General features: G+C 40.5%; 5 protein-coding genes. All 5 read left to right on the top strand.

Annotation, left to right across the window (positions count from 1 at the left end; all coding sequences use genetic code 11):
* The first annotated feature begins 30 nt into the window (after positions 1-30).
* The 5 genes from COCH_RS00985 (at position 31) to COCH_RS01005 (ending at position 13,485) form a co-directional block, all read left to right on the top strand.
* The gene (locus COCH_RS00985) at positions 31-711 is read left to right on the top strand and encodes a DUF4328 domain-containing protein (RefSeq protein ID WP_012796962.1); all 681 of its coding nucleotides are present in this window, start codon (positions 31-33) and stop codon (positions 709-711) included.
* Positions 708-4,697: a glycoside hydrolase family 2 TIM barrel-domain containing protein gene (locus tag COCH_RS00990; RefSeq protein WP_012796963.1), complete on the top strand. Its 3,990-nt coding sequence runs from the start codon at positions 708-710 to the stop codon at positions 4,695-4,697. Before COCH_RS00985 ends, COCH_RS00990 begins: the two co-directional genes overlap by 4 nt.
* A 621-nt stretch (positions 4,698-5,318) precedes the next feature.
* A complete protein-coding gene (locus COCH_RS00995; RefSeq protein WP_012796964.1) occupies positions 5,319-8,423 on the top strand; it encodes a SusC/RagA family TonB-linked outer membrane protein in 3,105 nt (1,034 codons plus the stop codon).
* 28 nt (positions 8,424-8,451) lie between these two features.
* Positions 8,452-10,239, top strand: coding sequence for a RagB/SusD family nutrient uptake outer membrane protein (locus COCH_RS01000; protein WP_012796965.1), 1,788 nt, complete (start codon positions 8,452-8,454; stop codon positions 10,237-10,239).
* A 183-nt stretch (positions 10,240-10,422) separates the two neighbouring features.
* On the top strand, positions 10,423-13,485 hold the full coding sequence (locus tag COCH_RS01005; protein ID WP_012796966.1) for a SusC/RagA family TonB-linked outer membrane protein: 3,063 nt from the start codon (positions 10,423-10,425) through the stop codon (positions 13,483-13,485).
* Positions 13,486-13,493: the final 8 nt, after the last annotated feature.

Here is a 13,493-nt window from a genome sequence, read left to right on the forward strand (position 1 = left end):
TTACGCCTTTTCTTATAAAAACCAACAAAAATGTTAAGAGATAATACTACCCGTGCTAAGAATGCCATAATAATGTTGTGGATATCCTTTGCTTTTTTATTCATATTTCTGATTTCAGATATTTTTGAACTATATATTATTAGAGAGTTCCTTGTAGGTGAAATAGATGACGAATTGTTTGCAAGAGCTGAACTGAGTGATACTTTCTCAGGTATAGTAGGTATTTTGTGGCTTGTGATATTCATTATAATGAGTATTCTTTTTTTGATGTGGTTCAGGCGCGCTTATTACAACTTGCACCAACTGAAAAATAACCTCTCATATACCGATGGTTGGGCAGTAGGGAGTTGGTTCATTCCTTTTGCTAACTGGGTACTCCCATATCGCATAATGAAAGAAATATACGATAGTACTCGCAATCTTTTCATACAAAGGGGAGACATACAACCCAAACTACCTACTAATTTTGTAACCATTTGGTGGACGATTTCAATTATTTCTTCTGTAGTAAATTACTTTGTTTTTAGAGCCTCTATGCTTGATGACCCTACTATCGAGATGTCATATACAACTTCAATTATAAATGTGATTGGTACCCTTTTGTTAATCATTTCCCTTTTTCTATGCATCAAAGTCGTAAAAGATTACGCCAAGGTAGAGCCCTTATTATCCAATCTTCAAAAAGACAAAACTAATACTAATAATTTATGAAACACTATTTTAGAACAGTAAGTACCCTGCTAAGTTTACTACTCTCTCCTTATTTATTAGCCCAGCACAAGCCTTTGGGTGGTTTTGCTTATGGCACTCTCTCAGCCCCTACGGGTAAAGAATGGGAGTCAGTAGAAGAACTCTCGCTTAACAAAGAGTACCCCCGTGCTTATTTCTTCTCGTTTAAAGACGAAAAGACGGCTACCCAAGTATTGCCTGAACATTCTCCCTATTGGAAATCTCTCAATGGACAATGGCAATTCCACTGGTGCAAAACTCCCGAAGAGCGTCCCAAAGACTTCTATAAACCCGATTTCGACGCTTCTGCTTGGGAGTTGATTCCTGTACCTTCTAACTGGAATATTCAAGGTATCCAAAAAAACGGTACGCTCAAATATGGAGTGCCTATCTATGTAAACCAACCCGTGATTTTCTATCACGAGCGCAAGGTAGACGATTGGCGTAAAGGAGTAATGCGCACTCCTCCTAAAACGTGGACAACCTATGAGTATCGCAATGAGGTAGGCTCTTATATTCGCGATTTTGAAGTACCTACCGATTGGGACGGTCGTGAAATCTTCATCGATTTCGATGGAGTAGACTCTTTCTTCTACCTTTGGATTAATGGGCAGTATGTAGGCTTTTCTAAAAACTCACGCAATGTGGCTTCTTTTGATATTACCAAATATCTACACAAAGGCAAGAATAAAGTAGCCGTAGAAGTATACCGCAATTCCGATGGTTCTTTTCTCGAATCACAAGATATGTTCCGCCTACCTGGTATATTCAGAACAGTAGCCTTGCGCAGTACTCCTAAGGTGCAAATCTTTAACCTCAACATTCTTACAGATACCCAAAACCTCACCGATTGGCAGTTAAAAGTCAATGCCGAAGTGCGTAACCTCAGCCCAAAAGCAGTCAAAGATTATCAAGTGCGCTATAACGTATACGAAGTCTCATTGTATAAAGACGACGTTACCTCTACTGCTACCAAAGGAAGTATTCCCCTAAAAGCGGTAGCTCCTAACACTATCGATAAAGTGAGCGGTACAATAACCGTAAAGAATCCTAAACTATGGTCGGCTGAGGAGTCTCATCGTTATGTGCTCGTAGCTCAACTTTTGGATAAAAAAGGGAAGGTGGTAGAAACAGTATCGTCTTACTTTGGCTTTAGAAAAGTTGAAATCAAAGATACTAAGGCTGAAGACGATGCTTTCGGAAAGGCAGGAAGGTATTATTATCTCAATGGTAAAACTATCAAATTTAAAGGCGTAAACCGTCACGAAAGTCACCCCGCACAAGGACACGTGCTCACACATCAACAAATGGAAGAAGAGGTGATGATGATGAAGCGAGCCAATATCAACCACGTGCGCAACTCTCACTATCCACCCGACCCTTATTGGTTTTACCTCTGCGATAAGTATGGTATTTATTTAGAAAACGAAGCTAATATAGAGTCTCACGAGTATTACTACGGCAAAGAATCACTTTCTCACCCTAAAGAATGGGAAAAGGCACATACAGCCCGCGTAACCGAAATGGTAGAGGCTACCTATAATTCGCCTGCCATTGTGATATGGTCACTTGGTAATGAAGCAGGCCCTGGTCAGAACTTTGTAACGGCTTATAATCACCTCAAAACACTCGATACTTCTCGCCCTGTACAATACGAGCGCAATAACGACATCGTAGATATGGGCTCTAACCAATACCCTTCCGTAGCGTGGGTACAGGGTGCTGCTACAGGTAAGTACGACATCAAATATCCGTTTCACATCTCGGAATACGCACATTCTATGGGTAATGCGGTAGGGAATCTCGCCGATTATTGGGAGGCTATCGAAAGCTCCAACTTTCTATGCGGAGGTGCTATCTGGGATTGGGTAGACCAAGCGATGTACAACTATACCAAAGACGGCATTCGTTATCAAGCCTATGGAGGTGATTTTGGCGATTTCCCTAACGATGGTCAGTTTGTGATGAACGGCATTATCTTTGCCGATAGAACAGTAAAACCACAGTACTACGAAGTGCAGAAAGTGTATCAGAATATAGGCGTGAAAAAACTTAATAGTTTTACTTTTGAAATTTTCAATAAAGGCTATTTTACCGATCTTTCAAACTATGAGGGTATATGGAAACTCTATAAGAACGGTGTGCTTGTAGAAGAGCGTCCTTTTGAAGTGCCTTCTGTGATGCCACAGCAAAAATCAAGTGTGACCATTACCTCTGTAACCTTAGATAGCAATGAAGAATATTACAGTATTGTAGAATTCCGCCTTAAAGCAGATACTCCTTGGGCTAAAAAAGGATTTGTGCAAGCTCGCGAACAATTCTTAGTGCAACCTGCTACCCAAAAGCCTTCTCTTTCTTCTGTAGCCAAAGGAGAAAAACTCACCCTTAGCAAAGACAAAAAGACCATTACCGGAAAAGACTTTTCAGTAACTTTTGATTTCGATAAAGGTACGATAGGCACACTCCGCTATGGTGAGCATACTATTATTGCCAACAGCGACCTAAGTCTCAACGCTTTCCGCGCCTTCACCAATAACGACAACTGGATATACGAACAATGGTTCGAAAAAGGATTGCATAACCTGCATCATAAAGCCATTGCTTCCTCTGTAAAACCTAATAAAGAAGGTGGTTATACATTCTTTTTCACGGTGGAATCACAAGCGCCTAATGCAGCTAAAATAACAGGGGGTGCGAGCTCAGGGCGCAATAAGATAGAGGAACTTACTCACCAGAAGTTTGGTGCAAACGACTTCAAGTTCACTACCAACCAAATTTTCACCGTCTATCCCGATGGCTCTATCGAACTACAAGCCAGCGTGGTGTCTAACGATGCCTCTTTGGTATTGCCAGAATTGGGCTATTTACTCAAACTGCCTAAGCAATACGAAAATTTCACCTATTACGGTCGCGGTAAACAAGATAATTATCCCGACCGCAAATCGGGGGCTTTTGTAGGTCTCTACAGCGGTAAGGTAGCCGATGAATTTGTGCCTTTCCCTAAACCACAAGATATGGGGCAACACCAAGAAACCCGCTGGGCAGCTCTTACCAATGCTCAGGGCGCCGGCGCAGTGTTTGTGGGGGCTGAACCGCTATCGGTAGCAGCTTTACCTTATAAAGCTATCGATATGACTTTGGCAGGACACCCCTACCAATTACCAGAATCTGATGGCGTGTACTTGCAACTGAACATAGGCAACACAGGTTTGGGTGGACATAGTTGCGGTCCTCGTCCGTTGTTGCGTGACCGTTTGTTAGCAACCCCTCATAATTTCGGTTTCATCATTCGTCCAGCCAAAGAAGATTTGCAAACCATAACCAATGTAAGTGCAAGCGGTGAGCAACCTCTTTCTATTACTCGTAGCAAAGTAGGAAAAGTATCTATCAGTACAGCCAATGCCCTTGCAACTATCTATTACAGCATCAATAATAGCAAAGCACAGAAATACACCCTTCCTTTCGATTTGCCTAACGGAGGTATTGTAAAAGCATGGTTTGCAGGTAATGAAACTCAGAAATACACCCTTACTTTCGGTAAAGCCGAAAGCACGGCAATGGAAGTAATTTTCGCCAGCAGTGAAGAAGCAGGCGTAGGTGACGCCAAACATTTAGTAGATGGCGACCCCAATACCATTTGGCACTCCGCCTATTCAGTTACTGTAGCCAAACACCCACATTGGGTAGATTTCGATATGGGAAAGGTAGTTAATGTAAAAGGCTTTAGCTTTACCCAGCGCACTGATAGCTGGAGCGGAAAGGTAAAAGATTACCAAATACAACTGAGCAACGACGGTAAGAACTGGGGCGAACCCGTGAAAGTAGGAGCTTTTAAAGATGTGAGTAGCGCCCAACAAGTGTTGCTCGACAAAGTTACAAAAGCACGCTATGTGCGTTTCACCGCCCTAAGTGATTTCTATGGCGAAGATTTCGCCACAGGTGCCGAATTTATGGTGATATTAGAATAGAAATTTAATTTGTTGTCATTGTAAGTTAAATTAAATTTAATTGAGGGGAGGCTGGCTCTTTAAGAGCCAGCCTCTTCTGTTATTCGTTATTCACCATTCGTCCCTACACCCCCTCTCCTTGGGAGAGGGACGGGGTGAGGATTCCCTTTCTTTCGTCTCGAAACCCCTTTTTTAACATTTTTACCCTTGTTGTATCATATTATTAATCAACTATTTATATACCCTTTCTATACCAATCTTCCAAGATTCGTATAAGCTTCCTATAAGCTCTCTATAAGCTAACCATACCCATCTAATAGCCTTTTTTCATCAAAAACCCTCTCTCGCCTCTTCCGAACTTCTCCGTTTCCTTCCGCTCTCTCTAACCTATTCGATTTGTCCGACAAGTCTCACCTATCAATAAACAATTTTTATCACTACTCATTTACTAATTTTCTAATTCTCTCATTTTCTCATTTCTGGCATTATTGGCATTTCTGGTATTATTATTATTTTCTTATTTTTCCTTATATATTTTACATCGTAATAAAAAATAATTAAAAATCTGCAAAAATATTTGTTTTATATTCCTTTTATTAATATATTTGCGCCATTAAATAACCAATAGAAAGTTTTGGAAGTATGAAACGAAAAATCTTCTTATTGCTAATAGCTCTATGGAGTACTACCTCTCTGCTATGGGCACAAAACAAACAAATTTCCGGTACTATTACCGATGAGAAAGGCACTCCTCTTCCCGGAGTGAGTGTGCAAATCAAATCAACTACCCGTGGGGTAGCTACTGATTTTGATGGTAAATATAGCATTGAAGCCTCTCCAGGCAACGTGCTATTGTTCAGTTTTATGGGCTATGCCTCCCAAGAAAAAACCGTTGGCAAGGGGGGGGGTAATAGCTTGATTATCAATGTACAGCTGAAAGAAGATACCCAAGAATTGGGCGAAGTAGTAGTAGTGGGCTATGGTACCCAAAAGAAAGAAAACCTTACGGGAGCTGTAGCAGCGGTAGACGCTAAGAAATTAGCCAGCCGTCCGGCAACAAGCATTACCAAAGCCTTGCAAGGAAGTGTAGCCGGGGTTACCGTTATCTCTCGTCCTGGAGGTACGACTCTTAACATTCGCGGGCGCGGTAACTTAGGTAATTCCGACCCTCTCTATATCGTAGATGGTATAGAGGTAAGTAGCAATTTCTTCAATGCTATGAATCCTAATAGTATTGAGAACATCTCTTTCTTAAAAGACGCTTCTTCGGCAGCTATCTATGGAGCAAAAGCTGCTTATGGCGTAGTATTGGTAACTACAAAAGCCGCCAAAACAGGCGTAATGCAAATTAGTTATGAAGGTGCTACAGGAGTACAAATGCCTACCTACTTACCTAAGATGGTAAATTCAGCTGAATATGCCGAAATGTATCGCTTAGCCGAACGCAACACAGGTGTCCCTGAAGCCAACCTTACTTTTACCGATGAGATGATACAAAAGTATCGTGATGGCTCTGACCCCGACCGCTATCCCAATACCAATTGGTTCGACCTCATTGTGCGTAAACAAAGCTTTATTACCAAACACAACGTACAATTCTCAGGAGGCGTAGAAAAGTTCAAATATCTATTAGACGGAGGTTTCTTTAGAGAAGAAGGAGCTTCAAGAGGTGATGTAACCGACCGCTACAACTTGAACTCCAAAACTTCTTCCGATATTAAAAAATGGCTTACCCTTACTTCTAATATTAATTTCATCTATACCAAACATAACAATACTCGCGGTGGTATTAACTTTGTAGAGGCTTTACGCGTACCTCCCACCCAAGTAGCCAAACATTCTAATGGTGAATGGGGTACTGTTCGTAACGGGCGACAAACAACTTCTGAAGAAACCAACGCAAACCCTTACCGTTCTTGGGCTGAAAATGGCAGAAGTAGTTCTACAGCGCGTCGTCTTTTAGGTTCTATCGCTGCCGAAGTACGTCCGTTCGAAAAAGTAAAAGTTACCAATCAGTTCGCTTATAGTTATTATGATTATCGAGGGTTCTCTTTTGCTAACAGAAAGAAAGGTGTACCAAGTTTCCTAAATCCTGCTTCTGGAATTATTGCAGGTACAGCATCCACTAATAACCAAATGGACTTAGATTGGTTCTATTCCGATAAGTTTATCTATGACGGCTGGCTTAACTACGACCAGACCTTTAACGACCTACACGCCGTAACCTTAATGATAGGGGCGCACACCGATATCTATTCGTTTAGGCGTCTTACCGTAGGACGTAAAAACTTCGCCAGCAATGATATGAACGACTTTTCAGGTGGTTCTTTAAAAGAAGTAGACCAAATACTCACAGACACAAAAAATAATATAAATTATTACGAAGAAGAAAGTATCAATTCTTATTTTGGTAGGATAGGTTACACTTACGACCAAAAATACCTATTCGAAGCCAATTTCCGTGCCGATGCTTCTTCTCGTTTCGCTAAAAAAGGTCGTTGGGGCTACTTCCCCTCTTTTTCAGTGGGCTGGCGTGTAGACCAAGAGAAGTTTATGGAAAATGCCACTTGGCTCGACGGACTCAAATTGCGCGCCTCTTGGGGTGAGAATGGTAATATTAAAAACATAGGATTATACGATACCTATTCTACTTACGATAGTGGAGGTACTACGGTATTAGGTGGAGTAAGCGTTCCTACCCTTACCGAAGGACGTATAGGAAACCCAGACCTTACTTGGGAAACTACTGCTTCCACTAACATAGGTCTTGATTTGAGTATTGGTAAAGGGCTCATCAATATCACCGCCGACTTATACAACCGCTTAACAAAAGGTATTCTTATTCGTGCTAATGATATAATGGCTGAAACTGGCCTCTCTTCTAGTCAAATACCTGCACGTAATGTAGGTAAAGTACGTAATAAAGGTATTGAGTTAGTACTCTCTCATTATAAATCTTTTGGTGACTTCAGTTATAACGTTTCTTTAAATGGCACTTTTAACCACAACGAAATTGTCGACTTAGGTGATAAAGTAGACCAATTACCTCCTGAGGATCTTTGGATATACAAAAAAGGAGGTTCTATTGGCGATTTCTATATGTATGACTCCAATGGTCTCTATACCCCACAAGAGATTACTGACGGAAAATTTGTGCCTCTGGGAGAACAAGTCCCTGAAGCTGGTATGATTCGTTATGTAGACATTAACGGCGATGGAAAAATTGATGCCAAAGACCGTACTGTAGTAGGTAATGATGTCCCTAAATACACCTATGGAGTAAACATTGAACTTAACTACAAAAACTTCTCTTTCTCCATAATGGGGCAAGGTATTCAAGGCGTAAAAGTATATCTAAGGAATGAAGCCTCACAATCATTCTTTGATAACTCTGTACCTCGTGAGTGGCAAAGAGATAACTGGACAACCGAAAATCAAGGAGCTTCTTATCCTAAACTTTTTGTCCCTTCTGATGCTCGTTATAAATATAACACGCAAACTTCATCTTTTTGGTTATTTAATGCCGATTATTTCAGAATTAAAAACATAACCCTTGGGTATACACTACCCGATGAAGTACAAAAGATATTAGGAGTAACCAATGCACGTGTATATCTTTCAGGTGAAAACCTCTTTACTTTTAGAGGCGATAAACGTATGAAAGATTTCGATCCCGAAGTAGCCAGTGGTCGTGGTTATTCATTGGTGTTAAAAAGCTATATCGCTGGCTTGTCTTTTTCTTTCTAACCTATCATAACTATTAAATTTAAAGACAATGAAAAATATCATACAAAAATCATTTATTGCGCTTGCCTTAATGGGTACAATGAGTTGTGGCGATGACTTTTTCGATAAAACCCCACAAGATTCATTAGATCCTTCAAAGATAGATGAACGTCTTTTTATAGGGCTCCGAAATGGTATCTATCGCCATTTAAATGATGGCTATGGCGGAATTTTCGAAGACGGATATGCCGATAATGGCTATTCACGAAATCTGTGGGATAGTAATGGTAGTTCTGTACAAGGAAATACACTTACATCCTCTCAAGATTATGGTTATAATGGCTTTTACTCAGGCATACGTGCTTGTAACCAAGTTATTGAACAAGTCGATAACTTTCAACAGATTTCAGCCAATTTACGTGAGAAGTATAAAACTGAAGCTCGCGTAATGCGCGCGTGGATTTACGGAAACCTTACGCTTTATTTTAATAATGTACCTTTCGTAACCACCGTTGCCAATGATTACCCCGATGGGTTAGCCCAAACACCAGCCTCTGAAATCAGAACGTGGGTGCTTAAAGAGTTAGACGAAGCCATTGCTATATTGCCTCAAACTAATGACAAAGGTTGTTTTAATAAAGCAATGACCTATGCCATTAAAGCGCGTTTAGCTTATTATTTTGGTAAATACGATCAAGCCGAAGCAGCAGCCCGCTATGTTATTGATAACGGTGGTTATCGCTTGCATCAAGTAGCATCCCTTACTCCTGATATGATAAAAGATGCTGAATACTTTAAGAAATTCGTAGACTTTTCTGCTTATGGCATTGATGAAGACACCTTTATCAAAGGACTTTTCAATTATCAAAATATTTGGAAAGCCGATAATAGTCCTGAAACCATTATTGCTAAGGAGTTTATCGCAAGTGAACGTGAAGGCAACTGGTTAAGAGTAACAGCCTTATTAACTCCTAATTTAGTGTCTAAACACGCTTGGGCTACTATTGTCCCTATTCAAGAATTGGTAGATGCTTACTGGACAACCGATGGTAAAACCAAGCCTACCCTTTCTACTATGGAGCAACGTATTCTAGATTATAAAGCACTTTCCGATGAAGTAAAAACAATTCAAGAAGCCAATAAATCTACTTACAGTCAGGCAGTAAATAGTATTGTGAACACCTTGCCTAATAAAGCCTATATGACACAGTTCAAAAATAGAGATAGTCGTTTGTATGCTTCTATCATCTTTCCATTCTCCTCTGTAAGTAAATACCGAATGAACGAATATCAGCAATACATTCCTGATATTGTAAACTACGGTAAAAGTGGTTATGCCTTTAGGAAGATGAGTGGTGCAGACGACGTAGTGCCTATATGGGGTGACGCTTATTACACTACAGGAGTAGATTTCCCGCTCATTCGTTTGGCTGAAATGATGCTTATCTATGCCGAAGCCCATACCCAAAATACAGGTTATGACGGTACAGTAGTAACTGAACTCAACAAGTTGCGCACTCGTGTGGGTATGCCCGAAGTACCTACCGGTCTTTCTAAAAATGATGCTCTCGACTTTATTCGTAAAGAACGTCGTATAGAGTTGGCAGGTGAAGGTCTGCGTTTCTTTGATATCCGCTTGTATGAAGACGATACTCGCAACGGAGGATTTAAAGGCACTGAAGCTGCAAGTGTGGTAATGAGAGGACAAATAAAAGACGTAGTAGGTAACCCTGGTACTACCAAAACCTGGTCTGCACGCCTTATGTATATGCCTATTCCACAAACAGCTTTAGACAAAAACAAAAACGCTGGTATGAAACAAAACCCAGGATATTAATCAGATTCCAATAACACAAAAAGGCTATCTTGAAAAGTTATTTTCTCAGGGTAGCCTTTTTATTATTCAATTGTTAAACTTTTAACAAAATATTTTGATAAAAAGTTGCGAAAATATTTGTTTTATATAACTTTTTATTAATATATTTGCGCCATTAAATAACCAATAGAAAGTTTTGGAAGTATGAAACGAAAAATCTTCTTATTACTCATAGCTCTATGGAGTACTACCTCTCTGCTATGGGCACAAAACAAACAAATTTCCGGTACTGTTACCGATGAGAAAGGCACTCCTCTTCCCGGAGTGAGTGTGCAAATCAAATCAACTACCCGTGGGGTAGCTACTGATTTTGATGGTAAATATAGCATTGAAGCCTCTCAAGGCAACGTGCTATTGTTCAGTTATATGGGCTATGCCTCCCAAGAAAAAACCGTTGGTAAGGGGGGGGGTAATAGCTTGATTATCAATGTAAAACTAAAAGAAGACACCCAAGAATTGAGTGAAGTAGTAGTAGTGGGCTATGGTTCTCAAAAGAAAGAAAACCTTACGGGAGCCGTAGCAGCAGTTTCGGCTGAAACACTTACGAAACGTCCAGTAGCTAATACCGCTACAATGCTACAAGGGCAAGTACCTGGGTTACGCATTGTGCAAGGTTCAGGGCAACCTGGTGCCGAGTCGGCTTCAATACGTGTGCGTGGACAAGGTACTTATAGCTCCGCTGGCTCCGACCCCTTGGTACTTATCGATGGAGTTCCTGGTTCTTTGGCAAACATCAATCCTAATGACATCGAAAACATTTCAGTGCTCAAAGATGCAGCTTCAGCTTCTATCTACGGGGCAAGAGCTGCTAATGGGGTAATTTTAGTCACTACCAAATTAGGTAACGACGGACATTTCAAAATCTCTTATCAAAACAACTTTGCTATTCATACCCCTACACGTATGCTCAAATTGGTTACCAATTCAGCTGAATATATGCGCTTGTTCAACGAAGCTAAAACCAATTCGGGTATTACTGATGGGCATTACACTCCCGAAATGATAGCTGCCTATGAGAATGCTACCGATCGTATTCAATATCCAAACTTCGATTGGATAGACTATATGTTCAACCCTGCTTTTGTGCAAAACCACAATCTTACGCTCAGTGGGGGTGCTAAAGGAACTCTCTACAATATTGCTTTAGGTTATGTAGACCAGCCAGGGGTGCTACGAGGCTTTAAGTATGACCGACTTAACTTCCGTAGCAATATAAAATCCGAAATTAAACCGTGGGCTACTGTAGGTGTAAACGTAGCTTTGGATAGAGGTAAAACTGAACGTCCTCGCCAAGGTCACGTAGATACTTTCCTTTCTACTATAGCACAAGCTCCTACTTATAGACCTTTTACTCCTGATGGCAAATATGTTTCTAAGGCTTACGATTTCGAGCAAGCTAACAAGAATATGCCTGCCATTATTGATAGTGGAGCACTTCGCAACACTACCGAATACAACTTATCGGGTCAGTTGTGGGACGATATTACTTTGACAAAAGGCTTGAATTGGTATTCCAAATTAGCCGTTACTTATTCCGATGAATCCTATAAAGACTGGCGCCCTGTGGTACCTGTTTACAATTATCACACAGGAGCTGTAACGGGCGACCTCGATGTAGGTGGTAAAGGTTTAATTTCTAACAACGCTAAAAACTTTTATACCAACTTCTTCACCTATCTAAAATACACTAAAACCTTTGCAGAAAACCATACCATAGGCTTACAAGCAGGGTATAGCCAAGAGTACAATAATTATCAGACCTTACAAGGTCATAGACGTGACTATATAGCTAATAACTTACACGAACTTGATGCGGGTACTACCGCCATTCAAACCAATAATGGTAATACAATAGAATGGGCTTTACAATCTTTCTTCGGAAGATTTAATTACAATTATAAAGAACGTTATTTGCTTGAAGCTAATGTACGCTATGATGGTACTTCACGTATTGCTAAAGCTAACCGTTGGGGTTGGTTTCCTTCTTTCTCAGCAGGCTGGCGCATTTCTGAAGAAAGCTTTATCAAAGACACTCCTGCTATGCAATGGCTTACCAACTTAAAAATACGCGGTTCTTACGGTCTATTGGGCAACCAAAATATAGGCAACTACCCTTATCAATCATTGCTCAACTACACAGGAGCTTATCCGTTTGATAACACTACCCTTTCTCCAGGAGTAGCACAAACAAGTTATGCAAATAACGATATCAAATGGGAGTCTACTTCCGTTACCGATATAGGAGTTGATATCACTCTATTTAAGCGTATTTCTATTGTGTATGACTGGTATAAAAAGCACACTTTTGATATACTCCGTAGCGCACAAGTAACAGGAGCATTAGGATTAAATGCTCCTACTATTAACAGTGGTGAAATGGATAATTATGGACACGAACTCTCAGTGCAATATAATCATTCTATCAATAAAGGTCGTTTAGAAGGGTTGAGCTATGGGGCTGGTTTCTATGTTGATATTTCACGTAACAAGTTAGTAAATTTTGGAGCGCGTGAAATTGACGGTTATAACCTTCGCGAAGATGGTTTGCCTTATAACTCCTTCTATATGCTCGAGATGATAGGCATTTTCCAAAACCAAGCCGAAATTGATAACTCTCCCAAACAATTCAACGACCCCGTACGTCCTGGTGATTTTAAATATCGCGATGTAAATGGCGATGGCAAAATTGATAACGATGACCGTACTGTAGTAGATGGTCGTTTCCCTAAATACGAATATTCATTCAATGCACATTTAGAGTATAAAGGTATCGACTTCTCTGTCCTCTTTCAAGGGGTAGAAGGTCGCAAAATCTATACTACGGGGTGGGGCTTAGACCCTTTTCGTCAAGGTACAGCTCCTACTTTAGACTATGTGAACAACCGTTGGCGTGGCGAAGGTACTTCTAACAGCTATCCACGTATGTACTTTAATCAAGTAGGCGACGAACATAACTGCCGCTTTAACACTTGGTATTTGCAAGATGCCTCTTACTTACGCTTGAAAAATATCACCGTTGGGTTCTCTTTCCCCGAAGATATCATTTCTAAAGTAGGTCTAACCAAACTCAGAGTGTATTTCGCAGGTGATAATCTATGGACTCTTACTGACTATAAAGGATTAGACCCCGAACGTGCTGGCGACGGACTCTTTGTCCAATACCCACAAAATAAAATCATTTCAATGGGGTTAAATGTAGAATTTTAATTTTGAAA

The sequence above is a fragment of the Capnocytophaga ochracea DSM 7271 genome, from assembly GCF_000023285.1.
GTDB classification, from domain to species: Bacteria; Bacteroidota; Bacteroidia; order Flavobacteriales; family Flavobacteriaceae; genus Capnocytophaga; species Capnocytophaga ochracea.